Annotated in this window: 23 protein-coding genes, 2 tRNA genes and 1 other RNA gene; 15 read left to right on the top strand and 11 right to left on the bottom strand. The window is 65.6% G+C overall.

Going from position 1 to position 21,228, the window contains the following annotated elements:
- The first annotated feature begins 522 nt into the window (after nt 1–522).
- The 5 genes from ACR65J_RS07325 to ACR65J_RS07345 all read left to right on the top strand — a co-directional run bounded on the left by ACR65J_RS07325 (nt 523) and on the right by ACR65J_RS07345 (nt 2,946).
- Nucleotides 523–942, top strand: a complete 420-nt coding sequence (locus ACR65J_RS07325) for a DUF3052 domain-containing protein (protein ID WP_440167428.1) — start codon at nt 523–525, stop codon at nt 940–942.
- Nucleotides 939–1,433, top strand: a complete 495-nt coding sequence (locus tag ACR65J_RS07330) for a peroxiredoxin (RefSeq protein ID WP_440167430.1) — start codon at nt 939–941, stop codon at nt 1,431–1,433. Before ACR65J_RS07325 ends, ACR65J_RS07330 begins: the two co-directional genes overlap by 4 nt.
- 6 nt (nt 1,434–1,439) lie before the next feature.
- Nucleotides 1,440–2,360 carry an NAD-dependent protein deacetylase gene (locus ACR65J_RS07335; RefSeq protein WP_440167432.1) on the top strand — a complete coding sequence of 307 codons (921 nt, stop codon included), beginning with the start codon at nt 1,440–1,442 and terminating at the stop codon, nt 2,358–2,360.
- Nucleotides 2,361–2,447: 87 nt separating this feature from the next.
- Nucleotides 2,448–2,523, top strand: a tRNA-Val gene (locus ACR65J_RS07340).
- A gap of 111 nt (nt 2,524–2,634) precedes the next feature.
- Nucleotides 2,635–2,946, top strand: a complete 312-nt coding sequence (locus tag ACR65J_RS07345) for a hypothetical protein (protein ID WP_440167433.1) — start codon at nt 2,635–2,637, stop codon at nt 2,944–2,946.
- A gap of 141 nt (nt 2,947–3,087) precedes the next feature.
- Here ACR65J_RS07345 and ACR65J_RS07350 read toward each other — a convergent pair whose 3' ends face one another.
- Entirely contained in the window at nt 3,088–3,813 is a 726-nt protein-coding gene (locus ACR65J_RS07350) for a FadR/GntR family transcriptional regulator (RefSeq protein ID WP_440167434.1), read from the bottom strand.
- A 199-nt stretch (nt 3,814–4,012) separates the two neighbouring features.
- Between ACR65J_RS07350 and gnd the strand changes: the two genes are divergently transcribed.
- Entirely contained in the window at nt 4,013–5,449 is a 1,437-nt protein-coding gene (gene gnd, locus ACR65J_RS07355) for an NADP-dependent phosphogluconate dehydrogenase (protein ID WP_440167436.1), read from the top strand.
- A gap of 81 nt (nt 5,450–5,530) precedes the next feature.
- Here gnd and epsC read toward each other — a convergent pair whose 3' ends face one another.
- The 3 genes from epsC to msrA all read right to left on the bottom strand — a co-directional run bounded on the left by epsC (nt 5,531) and on the right by msrA (nt 7,680).
- Nucleotides 5,531–6,115, bottom strand: a complete 585-nt coding sequence (gene epsC, locus ACR65J_RS07360; RefSeq protein ID WP_159631761.1) for a serine O-acetyltransferase EpsC — start codon at nt 6,113–6,115, stop codon at nt 5,531–5,533.
- 39 nt (nt 6,116–6,154) lie between these two features.
- Nucleotides 6,155–7,090 carry a cysteine synthase A gene (gene cysK, locus ACR65J_RS07365; RefSeq protein WP_188572526.1) on the bottom strand — a complete coding sequence of 312 codons (936 nt, stop codon included), beginning with the start codon at nt 7,088–7,090 and terminating at the stop codon, nt 6,155–6,157.
- Nucleotides 7,091–7,155: 65 nt separating this feature from the next.
- A complete protein-coding gene (msrA, locus tag ACR65J_RS07370) occupies nt 7,156–7,680 on the bottom strand; it encodes a peptide-methionine (S)-S-oxide reductase MsrA (RefSeq protein WP_440167438.1) in 525 nt (174 codons plus the stop codon).
- A gap of 100 nt (nt 7,681–7,780) precedes the next feature.
- Between msrA and ACR65J_RS07375 the strand changes: the two genes are divergently transcribed.
- Together ACR65J_RS07375 and ACR65J_RS07380 are read left to right on the top strand one after the other, a co-directional pair.
- A complete protein-coding gene (locus ACR65J_RS07375) occupies nt 7,781–8,704 on the top strand; it encodes a Nif3-like dinuclear metal center hexameric protein (RefSeq protein ID WP_440167440.1) in 924 nt (307 codons plus the stop codon).
- A 61-nt stretch (nt 8,705–8,765) separates the two neighbouring features.
- Nucleotides 8,766–9,503 carry a zinc ribbon domain-containing protein gene (locus tag ACR65J_RS07380; protein WP_440167442.1) on the top strand — a complete coding sequence of 246 codons (738 nt, stop codon included), beginning with the start codon at nt 8,766–8,768 and terminating at the stop codon, nt 9,501–9,503.
- A gap of 27 nt (nt 9,504–9,530) precedes the next feature.
- Here ACR65J_RS07380 and ACR65J_RS07385 read toward each other — a convergent pair whose 3' ends face one another.
- Complete coding sequence (locus ACR65J_RS07385; protein ID WP_440167444.1) at nt 9,531–10,295, bottom strand: YaaA family protein; 765 nt, start codon at nt 10,293–10,295, stop codon at nt 9,531–9,533.
- Nucleotides 10,296–10,353: 58 nt separating this feature from the next.
- On the opposite strand from ACR65J_RS07385, the gene rnpB reads away from it, so the two are divergent.
- From rnpB to ACR65J_RS07410, 5 genes are all read left to right on the top strand, one after another.
- Nucleotides 10,354–10,741: RNase P RNA component class A (rnpB, locus tag ACR65J_RS07390), an RNA gene on the top strand.
- A 44-nt stretch (nt 10,742–10,785) separates the two neighbouring features.
- Nucleotides 10,786–11,319 (top strand): TspO/MBR family protein, encoded by a 534-nt coding sequence (locus ACR65J_RS07395; protein ID WP_440167446.1) that lies wholly within the window; start codon nt 10,786–10,788, stop codon nt 11,317–11,319.
- 271 nt (nt 11,320–11,590) lie between these two features.
- A complete protein-coding gene (locus ACR65J_RS07400) occupies nt 11,591–13,069 on the top strand; it encodes a glyceraldehyde-3-phosphate dehydrogenase (protein WP_440167448.1) in 1,479 nt (492 codons plus the stop codon).
- A gap of 75 nt (nt 13,070–13,144) precedes the next feature.
- Entirely contained in the window at nt 13,145–13,354 is a 210-nt protein-coding gene (locus ACR65J_RS07405) for a hypothetical protein (protein WP_440167450.1), read from the top strand.
- Nucleotides 13,355–13,477: 123 nt separating this feature from the next.
- The gene (locus ACR65J_RS07410; protein ID WP_440167452.1) at nt 13,478–14,275 is read left to right on the top strand and encodes an HNH endonuclease family protein; all 798 of its coding nucleotides are present in this window, start codon (nt 13,478–13,480) and stop codon (nt 14,273–14,275) included.
- Between the two features lie 30 nt (nt 14,276–14,305).
- Here the strand turns inward: ACR65J_RS07410 and def are convergent, their stop codons facing one another.
- From def to orn, 3 genes are all read right to left on the bottom strand, one after another.
- Nucleotides 14,306–14,878, bottom strand: a complete 573-nt coding sequence (def, locus tag ACR65J_RS07415) for a peptide deformylase (RefSeq protein ID WP_440167454.1) — start codon at nt 14,876–14,878, stop codon at nt 14,306–14,308.
- A 130-nt stretch (nt 14,879–15,008) separates the two neighbouring features.
- Nucleotides 15,009–15,081 (bottom strand) — tRNA-His (locus ACR65J_RS07420).
- A gap of 129 nt (nt 15,082–15,210) precedes the next feature.
- Nucleotides 15,211–15,840 carry an oligoribonuclease gene (gene orn, locus ACR65J_RS07425; protein ID WP_440167455.1) on the bottom strand — a complete coding sequence of 210 codons (630 nt, stop codon included), beginning with the start codon at nt 15,838–15,840 and terminating at the stop codon, nt 15,211–15,213.
- Nucleotides 15,841–15,996: 156 nt separating this feature from the next.
- On the opposite strand from orn, the gene mptB reads away from it, so the two are divergent.
- Complete coding sequence (gene mptB, locus ACR65J_RS07430; protein WP_440167456.1) at nt 15,997–17,553, top strand: polyprenol phosphomannose-dependent alpha 1,6 mannosyltransferase MptB; 1,557 nt, start codon at nt 15,997–15,999, stop codon at nt 17,551–17,553.
- Nucleotides 17,554–17,559: 6 nt separating this feature from the next.
- Here the strand turns inward: mptB and ACR65J_RS07435 are convergent, their stop codons facing one another.
- Complete coding sequence (locus tag ACR65J_RS07435) at nt 17,560–18,267, bottom strand: DNA alkylation repair protein (protein ID WP_440167457.1); 708 nt, start codon at nt 18,265–18,267, stop codon at nt 17,560–17,562.
- 79 nt (nt 18,268–18,346) lie between these two features.
- Between ACR65J_RS07435 and ACR65J_RS07440 the strand changes: the two genes are divergently transcribed.
- Nucleotides 18,347–19,249, top strand: coding sequence for an aldose 1-epimerase family protein (locus tag ACR65J_RS07440; protein WP_440167459.1), 903 nt, complete (start codon nt 18,347–18,349; stop codon nt 19,247–19,249).
- Between the two features lie 12 nt (nt 19,250–19,261).
- Here the strand turns inward: ACR65J_RS07440 and ACR65J_RS07445 are convergent, their stop codons facing one another.
- Both ACR65J_RS07445 and ACR65J_RS07450 read right to left on the bottom strand, forming a co-directional pair.
- Nucleotides 19,262–20,029 carry an alpha/beta hydrolase gene (locus ACR65J_RS07445; RefSeq protein ID WP_440167461.1) on the bottom strand — a complete coding sequence of 256 codons (768 nt, stop codon included), beginning with the start codon at nt 20,027–20,029 and terminating at the stop codon, nt 19,262–19,264.
- Nucleotides 20,029–21,132, bottom strand: a complete 1,104-nt coding sequence (locus ACR65J_RS07450) for a LacI family DNA-binding transcriptional regulator (protein WP_440167463.1) — start codon at nt 21,130–21,132, stop codon at nt 20,029–20,031. Before ACR65J_RS07450 ends, ACR65J_RS07445 begins: the two co-directional genes overlap by 1 nt.
- Nucleotides 21,133–21,228 lie beyond the last annotated feature (96 nt).

Here is a 21,228-nt window from a genome sequence, read left to right on the forward strand (position 1 = left end):
GACTCAACCCACTCGGCAGTCTCTTCCGGATCACGATCAGGCAGCTGGTTAGTCAACCCGCTGAGGATATGGGAGGTCTCTTCTCCTGCAGCCACGTCCAACCTCTCTTTGCGCGCATGAATCGGCGCACTCAGGCCAGGCAGGGTGACTGCCCGGCGTATATACGCCGTGTGCGACGTATCGGTTACAACAGCCCGGTCATGTGTGCCGGGCAGCTTCCTAGCGCTCCTGTGTCTGCACGGAGTCACATGGTTGTCGTCCGGCAGGCATAGTTGTCATCAGCCACTCTAGCCCTGACGGCAACACGATGCGTAGCTGCAGCCCGGGTGCTGCAGTTGTATTTCGTTCGTCATACTGGTTGTGTGACGAAAAGCCCCTGCGACGGGGGTGCCGCAGCCGGATGTGACGCAGAATATGCGCAGCTCAGGGGGCGGCAGCTTGAAGCGCAGGCACAAAGGGTGTTGGCTTGGGAGTAATGGAAATCACTATGCGCACCGCATATATGAGGTATTGGAGGAACACGTGAGCGAGGCCGACGCCGCCACTTCGGTAAATGTGGCGGAAAAATTGGGTTTCAAAAATGGGGATCTGATTCAGGAGTTCGGTTACGACGACGACGTCGATTTCGACTTGCGTGACGATATTGAGGACCTCACCGGTGCCGAATTGCTGGACGAGGACGACCATGAGGTAGCGGACGCAGTCATCCTCTGGTGGCGTGACGGCGATGGGGATCTGGTGGACAGCCTGATGGATTCGCTCACCACCCTGAGCGAAAACGGCGTTGTCTGGGTGCTTACCCCCAAGTCAGGCCGGGACGGCTACGTTTCGCCGGCGGAGATCCAGGAAGCTGCTCCCACGGCCGGTCTGCATGTCACCACCTCAGCCGGTGTCTCAAAGGACTGGAGCGCGGTCCGCCTGGTCAGCAGGAAGAACAAGTGACGGCAGCGGTTGAGGCCAACGCCGCAGCCGTTCCTTCAATAGGCGCTGCAGCCCCCGATTTTGAGCTGGCCAACCAATACGGCGAGCCCGTGAGGCTGTCCTCTTTCCGGGGACAAAATGTGGCGCTGGTCTTTTACCCCTTTGCGTTCTCCGGTATCTGCACCGGTGAATTATGCGAAATCCGGGACAATCTGGGCCTGTTCGAGGATTCAAATGCGGTGGTCCTGGGCGTGTCCGTGGACAGCAAGTTCAGCCTCCGCGCCTACGCGGCGCAGGAAGGCTACGCCTTCGACCTCCTGGCAGACTTCTGGCCGCATGGCGCCGTGGCGGATGCCTACGGCGTGTTCGACGCCGACAGTGGCATGGCAAAGCGGGCCACGTTCATCATCGATGGTGACGGCAGGATCCGCTACAGCGTGGTCAACCCCCGCGGCCAGGCACGCGACTTCAGCGAATACCGTGCTGCCCTGGCGGATCTGAAGCAGGCCTGAGGAAGCATGGCTGGGCAGCGGCGGGGGACAGGCCTGACCGGCTTTGCCAGTATGCCGCCGGTGGCCCCCGCTCCGCCGTCAGGCAGTGACCTCGAGGTTCTGGCCCGGATCCGCGACCTTCTCGCCGGCGCCCCCTTCGCCCTGCTGACGGGCGCCGGGCTGAGTACCGACTCCGGCATTCCGGATTACCGTGGTCCGGAGTCGCCGCCCCGCTCGCCCATGACCTACCAGGAGTTCGTCCGGGACCCAGCCAACCGGCAGCGGTACTGGGCCAGGAACCACATCGGCTGGTCCCACATGCGGCACGCAGATCCGAACCAGGGCCACTATTCCGCCGCTGAACTGGAGCGGCGAGGCTACCTCACCGGCCTGATTACCCAGAACGTTGACCGCCTGCACCAGGACGCCGGCAGCAGCAACGTGGTGGATCTGCACGGCAGGTATGACCAGGTGGTATGCCTGGACTGCCGGCGTACCTACTCCAGGCACCTGCTGGCAGGTGTCTTCGAAGAGCTCAACCCGGGCTTCCTTGAACGGGCAGCGGCCGGCGGACTGGTGGAAATGGCCCCGGACGCCGACGCCACCGTAGAGGACCAGGCCCTCATCACCAGCTTCGTGGTGGCCATCTGCCCTGCCTGCGGCGGCACGCTGAAGCCGGACTTCGTCTACTTTGGGGAAAACGTACCCAAGGACCGGGTGGAACGCTCGTACGCAATGGTTGACGGGGCTGCGGCCCTGGTTGTGGCCGGTTCGTCGCTGACGGTCATGAGCGGCCTTCGGTTCGTGAGGCACGCTGCCAAGGAATCCAAGCCGGTAGTCATCATCAACCGGGGCACTACCCGCGGCGATGACAAGGCAACCATCAAGCTTGAATCCGGTGTCAGTGAGGCACTGGATTACCTCGCCGCGGAACTTCCTGCCCTGTAGGGTTCCATGGATTCGCGTTTCCGGCCCCCCGTCGGGTAGAGTCTATGTTCGTTGGTTACGGCGGAACGGCCGGAAACCGCGTGATTTGGGTCTTTAGCTCAGCTGGTAGAGCGCCACGTTTACACCGTGGATGTCATCGGTTCGATCCCGGTAGGACCCACCAGGAAAAACCCCGGTTCACCGCCTTATGGCGGTGAACCGGGGTTTTTTGCTGTGCCGCTCACTCTGCCGCTCGCTGGGCCTGATTGTCGGTGCCTTGCCATAGCTTGCAGGAATGGAACAGATCATAGTGCACACAAACAGCGATGGAATGCCGACGGCGTTGCTCAGCCAGGGCAGGGAATGGGCCGTGGGTGCCGAGCCCGTGAGGTGGTTCGAGCGCATCAACTGGTGGGAAACCAGCCGCCGGATGCCCAAGGGCAGCAGCGGTGTGGACGTCGAAGTCCTGCAGGTGCAGGTCAGGCTGGGAAACAACGGCAGGTCGGCCCTGACCACCATGTACCTCCAGCGGGACGGACTGGGCGGCGGCTGGCAGTTGAGGGAACAAGTGGCCGGTGCTGCCTGGGAGGCCTGGCCCGGTGCGTAGGTCCGGGCATTGGAAAACCCTCCACCGCGACTATTGGGGGATGCCGCGGTGGAGGGCCTGGAATGAATATACCGTGAACTCCCGGAAACAAAAAGTCACGTGTCATGAAAGATTCACGGGCTCCCCGGCTCCGGCTGATGCTTACTGCCGAACCGGGATAAACACCCGCGGCTGTTCCGTCCAGGTATCGGCCATTTGCGACATGGTGCGCCGCATGATCCGGTCCGAAGCTTCACGCGCAGACACGGCGTCACCCCGGGCGATCGCCTCCGCCACATCCTCATGCCACTGCAGGGCAGCCTGATGGGGGTGGTCGGGCATCAGGCCGTGGACGGTGCGGCCTGTCAGGGTTTCCGCAACCTGGCCCATGAGGTTGGCAAACATCTCGTTTCCGGAACCTGAGAGCAGCAGGGAATGGAAACGGATGTCCAGCTCCAGGAAGCGGGTCACCTCGCCGTTGTTGCCGGCCTCCCGCATGGCCCGGGCTACGTCCACGAGCTCCATCCGCAGCGCCGCCGGAGCGTTCTGCGCGGCCAGCTCGGCAGCCGCAGGCTCCACGGCCGCGCGCAGCTCGGCAAGGGAGCGCAGCTGGGCGCCCCGTGCATTACTTGCCAGCCGCCACCGGATCACCTGGGGATCGAAAGGATTCCAGCGGCTGGCGGGCAGCACCCGGATCCCTACCCGCTTGGTGGTTTCCACCAGGCCCAGGGACTGCAGGACCCGGACCGCTTCCCGGATCACCGAACGGGATACTTTCAGCTCATCCTCCAACTGCTCCGCGAGCATCACGTGGCCCGCAGGGAGTTCCCCCGAGATGATCCGGGTGCCCAGATTGTCGATGGCACGGTGGTGGAGGCTGCTGGTCATGCTGCTAAGCCTAGTTGTTGGCAACCACGTGGCTGGCAGCAGGCCTGGACCGGAACCGACACAAACAGTCCCATTCCGTGGCTGCCACTTTCGCGTCACACCAAGAATATATATGCTTTATTCCGACCCCCTGATCTGCCCCGGTGACTTCCGTCCGCGGAAGCCGGCAGCCGAGGCGAACAATGAATTGGAGTTATTGATGTCTGCACACATCGGTGTCACCGGCCTCGCCGTCATGGGCGCCAACCTTGCCCGCAACCTGGCCCGCAACGGGTTCACGGTTGCACTGCACAACAGGTCCGTGGAGAAGACGGACGCACTGCTGGAAAAGCACGGCTCGGAGGGTCACTTCATCCGGACCGAAAGCCTGCAGGAACTGGTTGACTCCCTGGAGAAGCCGCGCCGCGTCCTCATCATGGTCAAGGCCGGCAAGCCCGTGGACTCGGTCATCGAGCAGCTGGAGCCGCTGCTGGAACCGGGCGACATCATCATCGACGCCGGAAACTCCCACTACGAGGACACCCGCCGCCGGGAGGCCGCGCTGGCCAAGAAGGACCTGCACTTCGTGGGCGTCGGTGTCTCCGGCGGCGAGGAAGGTGCCCTGAACGGCCCGTCCATCATGCCCGGCGGTTCCAAGGAGTCCTACAAGGCCCTCGGCCCGCTGCTCGAAAAGATCTCAGCGAAGGTCGACGGCGAGCCCTGCTGCGCGTGGATCGGCACCGACGGTGCGGGGCACTTCGTCAAGATGGTCCACAACGGCATCGAATACGCCGACATGCAGGTCATCGGCGAGGCCTTCGACCTGCTCCGCTCCGGCGCCGGCATCGAGCCCGCCGAGCAGGCAAAAATCTTCTCCGAGTGGAACAAGGGTGACCTGTCGTCGTTCCTGATCGAGATCTCCGCCGAGGTCCTGGGCCACGTTGACGCCAAAACCGGCAAGCCGTTCGTCGACGTCGTCGTTGACGCAGCAGGCCAGAAGGGCACAGGCCGCTGGACCGTCATCTCCGCCCTGGAACTGGGATCGCCGGTATCCGGCATCGCCGAGTCTGTCTTTGCCCGTGCCCTCTCCTCCCAGGCCGCACAGCGCAAGCTGGGCCAGGAGCTGCTGGCCGGCAACGAGGCCACGGTGGAAATCCCGGAGACGTTCGTCGAGGACGTCCGCCAGGCGCTCTACGCCTCCAAGCTTGTCTCCTACGCCCAGGGCCTGGACATGCTCACCTCCGCAGCCAAGGAATACGGCTGGGACCTGAAGCTGGACGAAATCGCGTCCCTGTGGCGGGCGGGCTGCATCATCCGCGCAGAGCTTCTCAAGGACATCACCAAGGCCTACGCCGCCGACGAGAAGCCGGCAAACCTGCTCTTCGCGCCGGCGTTCACCAAGGCCATTGCAGACGCCCTGCCGGCCTGGCGCCGCGTTGTTGCCACCGCTGTCCAGCTCGGCATCCCCGTGCCGGTGTTCTCGTCATCGCTGGCATACTACGACGGCCTCCGCCGCAAGCGCGTGGCCGCCGCCCTGATCCAGGGCCAGCGCGACCTGTTCGGCGCCCACACCTATGGCCGGATCGACACCGAAGGAACCTTCCACACCCTCTGGGGCGAGGACAAGTCCGAGGTTGAAGCGGTGGACACGCACTAGCACCTGCCGCCGCATGACAAAGGCGGGCAGGACTCCGGTAAACCGGGGACCTGCCCGCCTTTTGTTGTTCCTGCTAAACCATCAGATCCGGTACTCGATGTCGTATTCTGCCGGGTCCACCGCGGGCTTCGTTTCCCGCTGTGCATCACGGTGCCGCCACTTGGCGGGAACCCCGGTGATGATGGACTCCGGCGGCGCATCCTTGACCACCACGGCGTTGGCACCCACGGCGCTGTCCCGGCCGATGGTGATGGGCCCCAGGATCTTTGCGCCCGCACCGATGGTCACCCGGTCGCCGATGGTGGGGTGCCGCTTGATCCTGGCCAAGGAACGGCCCCCCAGCGTCACGCCGTGATAGATCATCACGTCCTCGCCGATCTCGGCCGTCTCGCCGATGACCACGCCCATGCCGTGGTCAATGAAGAAGCGGCGGCCAATGGTGGCGCCTGGATGAATCTCGATGCCGGTCCAGGACCTGCCCAGCTGCGACAGGAGCCGGGCCGGGAACCGCAGCTCCGGCTTCTGCCACATGCGGTGGGTCAGCCGGTGGATCCAGATGGCATGCAGGCCGGAATAGGCGAAAAAGTTCTCAAAAGAACCTCGAGCCGCCGGGTCATGGGAGCGGGCGGCGTCGAGGTCTTCCTTTAGTCTTGCGAAAAAGCCCACAAAGTTCTTTCTACAGGAAACGGGCGGACGGCGGACTGATCAGCCGCGGATGTCGTCATAGAGGACGGTGGAGATGTAACGCTCACCGAAGTCGCACACGACGGCCACGATCAGCTTGCCTGCGTTTTCCGGACGCTTGGCCAGCTCCAGGGCGCCCCAGACGATGGCGCCCGACGAGATGCCGCCAAGGATGCCCTCCTTGATGCCGAGTTCACGGGCCACGCGGACCGAATCCTCGAGGGTGGCGTCCAGGACCTCGTCATAGACATTGGTGTCCAGCAGTTCCGGGATGAAGTTGGCGCCCAGGCCCTGGATCTTGTGCGGGCCGGGGGCGCCGCCGTTCAGGATGGCGGAGTCCTTGGGCTCCACGGCGACGATCTGCACGCCCGGCTTGCGCTCCTTCAGGACCTGTCCGACGCCGGTGATGGTTCCCCCGGTGCCGATGCCTGCCACGAAGATGTCCACGGCGCCGTCAGTGTCGGCCCAGACCTCCTCGGCAGTGGTCTTGCGGTGGATCTCCGGGTTGGCTTCGTTGGCGAACTGCTGTGCCCAGATGGAGTTCTCGGTGTTGGCCACGATTTCCTGGGCCTTCTCCACTGCGCCGCGCATACCCTCGGATCCCGGGGTAAGCACAATCTCGGCACCGAAGGCGCGCAGCATGACCCGGCGTTCGGTGGACATGGTCTCCGGCATGGTGAGGATGACCTTGTAGCCGCGGGCCGCACCCACCATGGCCAGGGCAATTCCAGTGTTGCCGGAGGTGCCTTCGACGATGGTGCCGCCGGGCTTCAAGGCACCCGACTTTTCAGCGGCATCGATGATGGCCACACCGATACGGTCCTTGACGCTGTTGGCCGGGTTGTAGAACTCCAGCTTCACGGCAACGGTGGCGTCCAGCCCCTCGCTGAGCCGGTTCAACCGAACCAGCGGGGTCCCGCCGACCAGCTGCGTTACATCGTCATAGATCCGTGCCATGTAAATACGCCTATCTCTAAGGGGTGAATACTGAGGTCAGCCTAACGAGGCCGCGTAACGGTGGGCTAAGCGTTAAGCCATGCAGAGTAATATTTCCGTGCCTTGGCCAGCTTGGGGTTGATGATCACCTGGCAGTACCCCTGCTCCGGATGCTTGGCGTAGTAATCCTGGTGGAATTCCTCCGCCACATGGAACCGCGGCAGCCGGCTGACCTCGGTGACGATGGGATGCGTCCACAGCGCCTGGTTGCGGTCGATTGCTTCTTCGAACAGTATTTTCTCCTCGTCGGTTTCATAGAACATCGAGGAGCGGTACTGGGTGCCCACGTCGTATCCCTGCCGGTTCAGCGTGGTGGGATCGTGCAGGGCGAAGAACATGTCCAGGACAACCTCCGCCGGGATGATGTCCTCATCAAAGGTCACCGCCACAACTTCGGCGTGGCCCGTGGTTCCACTGCAGACCGAGTAGTAGTCCGGGTGGGGATCGTGCCCGCCGGTGTAGCCGGACACCACGGAGGTGACGCCCCTGGTCTTCTGGTAGACGGCGTCAAGGCACCAGAAGCAGCCTCCGCCAAGAACAAAAGTTTTCATGACCTCTTCAATGGTTGACGGCGCCGGAAGATTCCCCGGCAGCCCGCCGCGGTGCCGCAGAACAGCGGAGGCGGGAAGCCGATGGGGTAAAACTAAGACTATGGAACCTGTGGACACCGACGTTACCGGCCAGGCAGATCACGACGGCGGAGCCTCCTCCGACACGCCAGCTCCGGCCGGTTCCGGGGACGCCCCCACACTGGCCGAACTGCTGCTTGCGGTTGAGGAGCTGTGGCCGGAATCCTTGGCGGAGAACTGGGATGAGGTAGGGCTCGTGGCAGGCCACCCTTCCGCTCCCGTCACAAAGGTGATGTTTGCGGTCGATCCCACGCTGGAGGTCATCGAGGAAGCGGTTGAGTGGGGAGCGGAGCTGCTCATCACCCACCATCCCCTGCTGTTGAAGGGCGTCACGTCGGTGGCTGCCACGTCGGCCAAGGGCCGGGCGGTGCACCGGCTTATTGAGTCGGGGACGGCACTGCTGACCGTGCACACCAACGGGGACTCCGCCGTCGGAGGGGTCTCCGATGTCCTGGCTGACGCCCTGGGACTCCAGGACGTCGCCCCCCTGACCGTGGCGGCCAACGGGCTGCCGGAGGAAGGCATTGGGCGCGTGGGTGACCTCGCAGATGCCATGAGCCTTGGTGACTTCGCTGCGCGCGTCTTCGGAATCCTTCCGTCCGTAGCCGGGGGCGTGCGTGTTTCCGGCGACAAAGACGGCCTGGTGCGGCGCATCGCGGTCTGCGGCGGCGCGGGGGATTCGCTGTTCAACGAGGTGCGGGCCAGCAATGCCGACGTCTACGTCACCGCCGACCTTCGGCACCACCCGGCGTCGGAAGCGCGCGAGGCCGCCCTGAACGGTAGGCCCTACCTGGTGGACGTTTCGCACTTTGCCAGCGAATGGCTCTGGCTGCCTGCCGCAGCCGCGGCCCTGGGCAACGTCCTGGCCGACCAGGGCCACGACGTGGAGATCCTGGTGAGCACCACCAACAGCGACCCTTGGGACTTCATCCTCACTCCGGGCTAGAGTCTAGGAAGCGCCGGTTCGGTGCCCGGCCCCGGCCGGAAGGGATTTAGCGGAGGTAGATGTGGCCAAGGCAGCACCGGCGGAACAGTTGAAGTTGCTCGAACTGCAGGGCCTTGACGCCCGGTTGAAAGGCCTCGCCAACCGCCGCCGCACGCTGGAGAACGATCCCCGCATCAAGGACCTCGAGGCCGCCCTGTCCGTTGCCAACGGTGAACTCGGCGCAGCCAAGGTGGCCGTGCACGACGCCGAGGCCGCGCTGAAGCGCGCAGAGGCCGATGTCGAACAGGTCGCCGCACGCATCGAACGCGACGAAGCCAGGCTCAACAGCGGCACCGGCCTGTCCAAGGACCTGGTGGCGCTGCAAAAAGACATCGCGTCGTTGAACAAGCGGCGCTCCGACCTTGAAGACGTGGAACTGGAAGTCATGGAGCGGCTGGACTCGCTGCGGGAGCGGCAGGCGGCCCAGCAGCAGATTGTCGATGACATCCAGGGGTCCTTTGGAACCATCAGGGCCGAACTTGATGCTGCCCTGGCCGAAGTGGAAACGGAAGCGGCAGGGCTTCGTGGCCAGCGCACCGAATTTGCCCAAGGCCTGGAGGCGGGCCTGGTGGCGGTCTACGAAAAGACGTTGGCCAAGCGCGGAGTCGGTGCCGCCCGGCTCTTCCACGGGACGTCCGAAGCCTCCGGCATGAAGCTCAGCCCCGGTGACCTCGCCGAGATCAAGGCAGCTGCGGCTGACGACGTCGTTTTCTGCCCGGACTCCGGCGCCATCCTGGTCCGCTCGGACGAGTGGTCCTAAGCAGCCGGCATGCATCCTGCCGGGCGGTCAGCCCGGCAGGATGATGTTCAGGGCGTGCGGTTTGCGGGCGGTCCCCGGCACCAGCTCGGCCTGCCACTTTTCGCGGGCAGCCTTCAAAAGGTCCGACGCCGCGGCGGGGGCTTTCCCGCGGCGAACCAGCAGGTGCCGCGCCAGTTCGCCGCGGGTGTGCTTGGCGAAATGGCTCACCACTTTCCGCACTCCGCCGCTCTCGGTGAAGACATTCACCGAGACGGTCTGTTCCGGCGGCGGTGCCCAGGCCGCCGCATACGTGCTGGACCGGCAATCCACCACGAGGTGCCCCTGGGCTGCGGCGCCCAGGGTGTCGCCAAGCTGCGCCTTCCAGAAGGGAGCCAGCCGGCCGACGTCGGGCAGTGCCGTAGCCATGGAGAGCCGGTAGGCGGGGACGCTGTCGCCGAAGCGAATGGCACCCCACAGGGCTGACACCACCAGCACCGATTCATCGGCCTTGCGCCGCTGGGCCGGCGTCAGGCTCCGGTATCCCAGCGCGTCATACAGGACGCCTGAGTAGATGCTGTGCGCCGGTGCCGCGGGCTCGGCGTGCAGGCGCGTATTGCGTTCGACGTCGTCGCGCAGTGACGCCCCGACGCCCAGCAGGGCGAGGGCATCCTGATGTGCGCTGACCGTTCCCAACGCCTCAAGGACCTTGGCCCGGTACGGGTTGAGCTCCGGGAAGCCCAGGGCGGACCAGTCGACGGCGGGGCCGCGGAGCGCGGGTGTCTTGCCTTCGGAAGGGGGAAGCAGAATCAGCACCGTCCGATCCTACCGGCGGCAAAAGGGGTGCGTTGGCGCCGGTAGACTGGGACCCGGATGGGACAGCCAGACGGCCGCGCGCCACGCAAGTGGCTCGAGGAACGTCCGGGCTCCGCAGGGCAGGGTGGTGGGTAACGCCCACTCGGGGTGACCCGCAGGCCAGTGCCACAGAAAACAGACCGCCTGCATTTCCGGCCACGGCCGGGAAGGGCAGGTAAGGGTGAAACGGTGGTGTAAGAGACCACCAGCTTCCCGGGTGACCGGGAAGGCTAGGTAAACCCCACCCGGAGCAAGGCCAGACAGGACACGTTCGAGGGCTGCCCGCCCGAGTGTCCGGGTAGGCCGCTGGAGGGTGCCGGCAACGGTACTCGTAGATGGATGGCCGTCGCTCCCTTTCCGGTAACGGCAGGGGAGAACAGAACCCGGCGTATCGGCTGTCCCATCCTTAAACCGCCTTTGACCACACCCTATGCGTCGGGGATCCTGAATCGTGCCCGTTATTCCTGAAACCCGTCCCGCACCCGCAGGGGGCATTCCCGGCATCCGTTCACAGGTTATTGCCCTTGCCGGTTTCCTGGCTCTGTCCGCCCTGGCCTGGGTACTCGCCTCGGTTCCCATCATCCTTAACTCCAACGGCTGGTACGCGGGCTCACTGAAAGCGCCGTGGATGCCGCCGTCGTGGATGTTCCGCACCACCTGGATGGTGCTGTACGCGGGCGTGGCGGCGGCCGCCTGGCTGGTCTGGCGCAAAGGGCGCCTGTCCGGGGCTACCCTGGCCGGCTATGTGGTGCAACTGCTGCTCAACACAGCATGGCCGGCAACCTTCTTCGCCATGTATCCCATGCTTGGAGTGGTGGCCCTGTGGGTTGCCTTCGCGGTCATCTGTGCGCTCACCGCAACCCTGGCGTTCCTGATCCTGCGGTTCGGCCCGGTGGACGCCGCCGCCGGGTACCTGGTGCTGCCGTATTTTTCCTGGCTGGTGTTCTCCGCCAGCCTGAACCTCTACTCCGCTATCCACAACTGAGGGCAGCAGCCGCAGCAGCTTCGCGGCCTCCCGGGCCATGTGAGTGATTTCACGCAGCGCGGGCGTGCTCCCTGCAGCGCGCCAAATTAGAATGGATCCCGGACGCAGGAGTTCTACCGCCGAAAGTTGCGCCCGCAGCCGGCGGTTTTTCTTTGCACGCGATCCAGGTGCCTGGGGGCCATCCCTGCAGGCGCCGGTGCCCCTGGACATCATCAGGTGGCCTACATCCGTGTACGACGACGTACACGGCTGAACCGAGGAAGGTATTTCTGTGAGCCAGACGTCTGATTCTTGTCTTGATACGTGGATGGGCCGGGAGGCCCTCGCCGAGGCCATGATCCCGGTGATCGGCAGGCTGTACCGCGAAAACAACGTGGTGACCAGCATCCACGGCCGGAGCCTGATCAACAAGTCCACCATGAACATCCTCAAGGCGCACCGCTTCGCGCGCCGGATGAGCAAGGACGAACTGCTCCTGGAGGACACGGCGCCCCTGCTGAACACGCTGGCCGGACTTGAGCTTGGCGCCGCCGCGATCGACATCGCCCGCCTGAACCAGAAGTTCAAGGAAGAAGGCAACGGCGCCACCCTGGAGGAATTCCTCCGCGAAGAGCTCGCCGAGATCGTCGGAAAGCGCGGCGGCGACGACCGCACCAGCACCGACGTCGTCCTCTACGGCTTTGGCCGCATCGGCCGGCTCCTGGCCCGCCTCCTCATCGAAAAGGCAGGCGGCGGCCACGGCCTGCGCCTGCGTGCCATCGTGGTCCGACGGGGCTCCGACAACGACCTCTCCAAGCGCGCCAGCCTGCTGCGCCGCGACTCGGTCCACGGGTCCTTCGAGGGCACCATCCGCATCGACGAGGCCGCCAACACCATCACGGCCAACGGCGTCCAGATCCAGGTCATCTACTCGAACGACCCCGCCACCATCGACTACACCGCCTACGGCATCAACAACGCCCTGGTGGTGGACAACACCGGCCGCTGGCGCGACGCCGAAGGCCTGTCCCAGCACCTGCAGAGCAAGGGCGTCGCCCGCGTCCTGCTGACCGCACCGGGCAAGGGTGAGCTGAAGAACATCGTCCACGGCATCAACCACCGGGACATCACCGACACGGACAAGATCGTCTCCGCGGCGTCCTGCACGACGAACGCCATCACCCCGGTCCTGAAGGCCATCAACGACAAGTTCGGCGTGGTCCACGGCCACGTCGAAACCGTCCACTCCTTCACCAACGACCAGAACCTGATCGACAACTTCCACAAGGGCGACCGCCGCGGCCGCTCCGCTGCACTGAACATGGTCATCACTGAAACCGGTGCCGCCAAAGCAGTGGCAAAGGCCCTGCCCGAACTCCTGGGCAAGCTCACCGGCAGCTCCATCCGCGTCCCCACCCCGGACGTATCCCTGGCCATCCTGAACCTCACCCTTGAAAACGGCACCACCAAGGACGAGGTCAACAACTACCTGCGCGAAATGTCGCTGCACTCCGACCTGCGCAAGCAGATCGACTACATCGACTCGCCCGAGGTCGTCTCCACGGACTTCGTGGGCTCCCGCCGCGCCGGCATCGTGGACGGACTGGCCACCGTGTCCACCGACAAGAACCTGGTGCTCTACGTCTGGTACGACAACGAGTTCGGCTACAGCTGCCAGGTGGTCCGCGTCATGGAAGAGATGGCAGGCGTGAACCCGCCGTCGTTCCCCGCCAAGGAAAGCGCGGCCGCCCTGGCCGCGATCGCCGTCTAGCCAAATCCGCCGGCATCCTGCGAATTCCCGGCTGATTCTCTGGAATCAGCCGGGAAACGGGACCACACTGGTGGCATGGACAACGAATCGACACTTCAGCACGAAACCACCCTCGAGCACGCACTGGACGTGGCCAAAGCCAACCATAAGGAAGCCGTGCGGCTGCTGGAACGCGCCCGTGCCGCCCAGAAAACCGGCGACGTCACCGATGAGCGGGTGCGCCAGCTCGAGAACCTGCTGGCCATCGCGGAAGAAGACCTGAGAAGGGTCACCAGGGAACAGTAACCCGCCGGCCGCACGGCCTTGTGACCCATCACTCGTCCCCAACAGTGTGGATATCAGCGGCCGGGCGTGCCCTTTGTCCTAGGCTCTTGGGGTGCCTGACTTTCGCCTCCCGGCGCCCGCCCCGTGACCATCAGCTGGTCCGCCTACCGCCGCGCACGCCGCCGTTCGCGGCAGGCCTGGGCGCTTCTTGCCGCCGCCGCCGTATCCATCATTGCCGCGCTGTTCTGGTTCTTCACCGCTGGCCAGTTCGCGGCCGGCGGACCCGCGGGGGACGGGCCAACGGAAGCTCCGGTCTTCGACGCCGCCTGGATGAAACCGGTCCAGGAGCCCAATCCGGTGCCGGGCGGCAGTGCCCTCGCGGCCCTGGACGGCCTGGCCGTGAAGGGCAGGGCGCCCAACACCGATTACAGCCGGGAAGCCTTCGGCCAGGCATGGCTCGATGTTGACCGGAACGGCTGCGACACCCGCAATGACATACTTCGCAGGGACCTCGCTGATGTTGTCTTCTCCGAGGGATCGTCCTGCAAGGTAACGGCCGGGCACTTCCGGGAACCGTATACAGGCCAGGACGTCGATTTCCGGCGCGGTTCCGACAGCAGCCGTGCGGTCCAGATCGACCATGTGGTGGCACTGGGTGATGCCTGGCAAAAGGGCGCCCAGCGGTTGGGTCCGAAGGAACGCCAGAGCCTGGCAAACGATCCCCTGAACCTTATCGCCGCGGACGGCGCCGCCAACCAGCAAAAAAGCGCGGGGGACGCCGCCACCTGGCTGCCGAAAAACACGGCGATCCGCTGCCACTATGTGGCCCGGCAGATTTCCGTGAAGGCTGCGTACGGGCTCTGGGTGACGGACGCCGAAAAGGACGCCATGAAGCGCGTCCTTGCCTCCTGCCCCCAGCAGCAGACCGTCACCGCAGGCTGAACGGCATCCGCCAGGCAGGGGCCAGTGGCGTCAGTGGCCGAACGGATCCGGGTCAACGCCGGGCATCCACGTCAGCCCCGGCACGCCCCAACCGTTCTTTTTGGCCTGCTTCATGGCCTTGCGGGAATACCGGTCCATCAGCCGGTTGACGTAGAGCTTGCCGTCCAGGTGGTCATACTCGTGCTGGATGACCCTGGCAAACCAGCCCGTCGCCTCGAATTTGACCGGTTCCCCGAACTCGTCGAAACCTTCCACCCGGGCCCATTCGGCCCGCTTGAGCGGATACTGTTCGCCCGGGAAGGACAGGCAGCCCTCTTCCTCCTCGTCCGGGTCAGGCGCAGCACCGGAGACCTTGGACAGGGTCAGGACGGGATTCACCAGGACGCCGGCTGGGGGAGCGCCGTCGTCGTTGGCGTACTTGTAGACGAAGATCCGCTTGCCGACGCCGACCTGCGGGGCGGCGAGCCCTACCCCGTTGGCGGCGTCGTTGGTTTCGAACATGTCGGCAATCAGGGTGCGCAGTTCGTCGTCGAAGACCTCCACCTCGCTGGCCCGGCGGTGCAGGACGGGCTCGCCCCAGATGGTGATCGGCAGAACAGTCATATCAGTAGTCCTTCGGCTTCGCGGTGTCCCCGGCTGCAATGCACGTACCCGGCAGGGCACGAAAAAGGAGGCCGCACCGGATATCCGGTGCGGCCTCCTTTGTTGACGGCTGAATGTGCCGCCCCGTGAGGGTGAGCGACGGGGGTTGAACCCGCGACCTCCTGGACCACAACCAGGCGCTCTGCCAACTGAGCTACGCCCACCATGTGCCTCAAGGGAAATCCACCGGAGCGGCTCCCTGGAAACGCAACTCAAATAGCTTACCTGCTCGGAAGGGGTGCTTTGTCCACTTTCTGCGATTTGAAGCAAAATTTCATCAAACGTGGCGCAGATTACTCTTCGGACTGTCCCGCGGCGTCCGCGCTGGTGATGCCCTTGGCGATCTTCTGGGCGGTGGCACTGTCCGGTCCGGGTGCTGGGACGAACACTGCCTCGCGGTAGTACCGGAGTTCATCGATGGAATCCTTGATGTCTCCCAGTGCACGGTGGCCGCCCTTTTTCGCCGGCGACTGGAAGTACGCCCGGGCGTACCAGCGGCGCGACAGCTCTTTGATGGTGCTGACGTCGATGACCCGGTAGTGCAGGTGCTCCACCACGGCAGGCATATCGCGGGAGAGGAACACCCGGTCGGTTCCCACCGAGTTGCCGCCCAGCGGCGCTTTGCGCGGATCGGGAACCCAGGTGGAGATGTATTCCATGACCGCGGCCTCTGCTTCTGCCATCGTCCTGCCGTGCGGCAGTTCCGCCAGCAGCCCCGACTTGGTGTGCATGTCACGGACGAAGTCGGACATCTGGGCCACCGCGGCGTCGTCGGGTTTGATGACGACGTCGACGCCGTCGCCCAGGATGTTGAGCTCTGAATCAGTGACCAGTGCCGCCACCTCGATCAGGGCGTCGTTTTTGATGTCCAAGCCGGTCATTTCGCAGTCGATCCAGACGATTCGTTCGTTAGATATAGGCACCGGACCAGCCTACCGTTACACGTCCGTGAGCCCTGCCGATGCTAGGATTTCGGGTACGCGGCGGGTCGCCCTTCCGCCTTTTAATCGTGTCCCGGCCGGCCTGCGCGGGCCCCTGGGTGAACCGCGGAAAACGCATGAAGATTGGACAATCCTGAGATGACGGCGCCTGTGCCCGCAACGGGGGAGATGGCGGCCGCCGGCAGTGCCGGAGCGGGCAGTGCCGAGGTGGACAATCCGCGCTCACCCCTGCTTGCCGGCTTCCTGGGCTCCATGTTCATGATGATTGGCTCCATCGGTGTGGGCTGGCTGGCCCCTGTCTCGGAGCTGCGCCGGATGCCCGTCTTCATCTGGATGCGCACCGAGGCCCCCGGAGTGGCGCTGTCCATCGTCCTGGTGGCAGTGGGAGGCATGCTGCTGGTGCGTGCCTGGCTGCGGCTTGGCCAGAAAGTGCGCGTGTGGGGCGAAGAAGCCCGGCGGGCAACCCTGTCCGCAGTGGTGGCATGGGGACTTCCCATGATGTTCAGCGTGCCGTTGTTCAGCCGCGACGTGTATGCGTACATCGGGCAGGGGCGCCTGATGGTGGAGGGCTTCAACCCATACGAAAACGGCATTTCCGCCCTGTCCAACTACTTCCAGCTGGGCGCCGACAAGATGTGGACCGAGGCCCCGGTTCCGTACGGCCAGCTGTTCCTGTGGATCGAGCAGTTCGTGGTCTGGGCCACCAACGTCCAACCGGAGGCATGTGTCATGCTCTTCCGGCTGGTGGCGCTGGCCGGAGTGGTCCTCTGCGTCATCTACGTGCCCCGGCTCGCCGAACTGCACGGCGTGAATCCCCACCGGGCCCTCTGGCTGACCGTGGCCAACCCGCTCTTCCTGACAAACTTCATCGCCAGCGTCCACAACGACTCCCTGATGATCGGGCTTGCCTTGGCCGGGCTGTACTACTCCGCGACACGGCGCCAGGTCCGCGGCATCGTGCTGGTGACCCTGTCCATCGCGGTGAAGCCCATCACCATCCTCTTCCTGCCGTTCATCGGACTCCTGTGGGCAGGCAGGAATGCAGGCTGGCTCCGGAAAGTGGCGTATTGGGCGCTGACAGCGGGCCTGAGCCTGGTGCTGCTGACCGCAATGAGCATGGTCAACGGGTTCGGCTTCGGCTGGATCAACGGGCTATCGGCACCGGGCAGCATTTCCATCTGGTACGCCCCGGTGGGCCTGACTGGCATGGTGGTGGGGTCCCTGGCCAACGCCTTCGGCCTCGACGGATCGGTCCCGGCAGGCTGGGTGTTCGACGCCGGGAAGCTGCTTGCCGTGGGCATCGCCGGTTGGCAGATCCTGAGGGGTGACTATGACCGCCTTATGCGCCGCCTGACGCTCGCCCTGGCCGCCGTGGTCCTGCTGGCCCCCATCATCCAGGCCTGGTACGTCGTCTGGCTCATACCGCTCTTTGCCGTGACGGGCATCAGGAACGACTGGCAGGTCAAGGCACTGTACTTCGTGGTGTCCTTCTTCATGATCTACGCCATTTCGGACCAGTTGGACGTTTTCCCGTACCTCCAGACCCAGGACCTCGGCTTCGCCCTCGCCCTGGCCCGCGTTGCCGCGGCGCTGACCGCCCTGCTCTTTGCCCTGTACCTGATCTTCTGGGACCCCGGCACCCGCAGGCTGTTCCGCAAAACGCACCAGCCCGTCGTCGAACGTCCCGTGATCTAGCGGCCGCTATTGCCGTGCGGCCCCGCCGCCGATCCTGCGCAGGGCCTCCCTGCGGGACAGCGGACTCATGGCGTCCCGGTGCCGGGCGGCGAACGCCTCCACCCACTGCGGCGCGGTCTTGGCATACTCGCGCAGCGCCCAGCCGATCGCCTTGCGGATGAAGAACTCCCGGTCCGCAAGGTTCGGCTCGATGACGGCGCCGAGCAGCTGCGTGTCGGTGGCCGCCTTGGCGCGCAGCTGCGCTGTGATGGCGGCCCTGCGGATCCAAAGGTCCGGGTCCTGGCTCCACTGCCGGAGGAGCCTGGACATTTCCCCTGGGTGCGCCTGCAGCAATGTGCAAATCCGGCCGGATACGCCATCGGCAAAGTCCCACCACGCGCCTGTCCGGATGATTTCCTCGTAAGCGGGAATCATGTCCAGGTCCGCGGCCACCAGCCGGTCCGCCGTCAGGTCGATCGCAGCGTACTTTTCCTCGCGGAACGTGGAGGTGCGCCACAGGTCCAGGACCGTGGCGCGCAGCTGCGCCGCGGACTGCGGCGGATACGTCCGCGCCGCCTGCGCCACGACCCGCCGCACCCCGGGCACCCGTACGCCCAGCGATGGGAGCGCCGACTTCATGTAGGCCTGCGCTTCCGCGGCGCGTGCAGGGTCGGCGATCTCCCGGAGCGCACCCCTGATGGAGGCAATAAGGTCCTGGTCGGCGGCCGTGTCCATGGGGCAACTTTAGCCAGCTGAAGACTGTATCGGTGGGGTAGGCTGGTGAGCGCTAACACACTACGACGCAGAGGGAACCATGCCAGGAACCGAAGTCCACCTTGCCCACGGACCCTACTCCGCCGTCGTCACCCTTCGGGGCGGGGCGCTCCGCGAGCTGCGCTGCGGGGACAGAGACCTGGTGGTGGGCTTTGGCCCCGACGGCGCTGTGCCCGACTACCGCGGCGTCATCTGCGCGCCCTGGCCCAACCGGCTCGCGGACGGCACCTACTCCTACGGGGGTAGGTCCTATGCCGCCGCCGTCAACGAGCCGGAGCGCGGCGCTGCCCTGCATGGCCTTGCCATCCACAGGACATGGGAAGTCCTGGAAGCAGCCGCGGACCGCGCCGTCCTGGGTTGCCGCATTCCGGCCGGCCCGGAGTACCCCGGGGACCTGGAACTGGCCGTCACCTACACGCTCTCCGGTGACGGGCTCCGTGGGACGGTCCGGGCGGCCAACACCGGCGCCCTTGCCGCGCCTTACGGGGTGTGCCCCCACCCCTACCTGGTGGCAGGGCCGTCCCCGCTGGACGACTGGTCGCTTGAACTTCCGGCCGCCGCCTACCTGGAGGTAACCCCTGACCGGCTTCTGCCCGTGGGCATGCGGCCGGTGGATGGGGATGCCTTCGACTTCCGTTCGCCGCGGCGGCTGGGGCCCGTGAAGATTGACCATGCCTTCACGGACATTGCCCGGGACGGTGCCGGCCTGGCCCGGGTACGGGTACTGGACCCGTCAGGTACAGGGGTGGAACTCGAATGGGGCACTGAGTGGCCCTGGGTCCAGGTGCACACCGGTGACAAGCCCGTCGGCCCGGACCGGCTGGGCCTGGCTGTTGAACCTATGACGTGCCCGCCGGATGCCCTGCATTCGGGCACGGACGTGATCCATCTGCTGCCCGGCAAGTCCCATGAGGCAAGCTGGACCATCCGGGCGCTGGGCTAGGCGGGCGCTCGGCTAGCTGCGGCCGTCCGTGGCGGCCCCGGTGCGTCTGTCCGTCCACCCAGCGCGCTGCAGCCAAGCCTCACACAGTGCGGTCCACTGCCCAGGTCCGGGCTGGTCCGCGGCAAGCCCCAGCCCGTGCCGTCCCGCCGGGAAGACGTGCAGTTCGGCGGGAACGCCGGCGGCAAAGAGCGCCCTGGCATAGTTCAGGCTGTTGCTCACTGGAACGGCGTCGTCGTCGGCCGTATGCCAGAGGAACGCCGGCGGCGTCAGGGGCGTCACGTTCAGCTCCGGCGAGAGCGCCGTCAGAAGGTCCGACGGCGGCGCGTCGCCAAGGAGGTTTACCACGGATCCCTGGTGCGTTTCGTGGGTCAGTGATGCAACCGGGTAGCAAAGCACCGTAAGGTCCGGGACTGCTGTGGGAACGTCAAGGTCCCGGTTTCCCGTGGCAGCTGCCGTGCTGAGGGTGGCCGCCAGGTGGCCGCCGGCGGAGAACCCCAGGACGCCGACGCGCTCCGGGTCCACGGCCAATCCGTGCTCTCCATTCCTGATGTGGAGCATGGCCTCCTTGGCGTCCTCCAAGGGGGCGGGGTGCCGGTCAGGGGCCACCCGATAGCGGAGGACGAAAGCATGGACGCCCAGGGACGCCAGCCATTCGGCAACGGGCTCTGCTTCGTGGTCGGCCTGCCGGGCATATCCTCCGCCCGGCAGGACCAGGATGGCGGGCCGGGCACCGGCAGCTTCCGGACGCGCCGGAACTGCCGTTAGTCCCCGTGGCACCATCAGGCAGCCGCTTCGGTGCTGCGCCGCAACGTGACCTCGCCCGTGATGCCACCGTGTGAAGTGCCTTCCGGTCCGTCGCCGTCCTCGCCGTCCCCGCCGGCCGGCCGCCGTTCCGTAGCCCGCGTGGCCAAACGCCCGATGTCCTCCAGCGGCAGGCGGACGGTGGAAAGGGCCGGCCGGAAGTCGCGGAGGGTTTCAATATCGTCGAAGCCGGCGATGGCTGCGTCACGGGGGATCCGGAGCCCCTCCGACCGCAACGCTGCCGCGGCCCCGATGGCCATCACGTCATTGACGGCGAAGATGCAGAGTTTTGGTGCCGCGGCGTCCCCGCCTTCAGGCTGCCTTGCCCTGATCCGGGCAGCCAGTTCAAGCCCAGCCTCATATCCGCCGGACCGGTTGAACGCGCTGCGGAGCACTTCCGCCCGCCGGCGCCCGGCCCGCTCCAGTCCTTCCTGGAAGCCGCGGACCCGGTCATCGGAGGTCAAAAGACCATCGGGTCCGCCGACAATGACGAACTCCCCATCCCAGCTGCCCGCGAGTTCGGTGGCAAGCCGGCCAGCGAGCTCCTGGTTGGGGACTTTCACCACGTGGTACCCCTCGGGAGCAGTCGCACCCGCCACGGGATGGCCCACTACGGCCACCTGGCCACCGTTACGGCAGTACCGGTCAAGTTCGGCTGCCAGCTCGGCGTTGCCGTCCTTGTCCTCCTCACGGCACGAGCGGGACCCGGCGATCACGATGGAGTCTGCACGCCGGGCCGCGAAGGCGGCCACCGCTTCCTTCTCCTCCGCCGGACCGCCGCCGGTGGTGGCAAGCAGCACCATCTTGCGCTGTTCCCGTGCGGCTTCCTGGACACCGCGGGCGATGGCCGCGAAGTAGGGGTCGGCGATGTCATGGACGATCAGTCCGATGAGGCCGGAACTGGATTTCGCCAGCCCCTGGGCCTGGGCGTTGGGGATGTAGCCGAGGGACTCGGCCGCCTGCCGGACCCGTTCGGCAATGTCCTTGCCGGGCGTGCGGGCGGATCCGTTCAGCACGCGGGAGGCCGTGGCGGGGGAAACGCCGGCAAGGCGGGCCACCTCGGTAAGGGTACTTGCGGCCACTGCATCTCCTGGTCTTGTACGGGCTCGAAGGCTGATCACATTATGTCAGTTCAAACTACTTCCGGAAAGCGCTTGCCAAGTGTCACCGCGCCGTGC

This window comes from Arthrobacter sp. SAFR-044, from assembly GCF_059414985.1.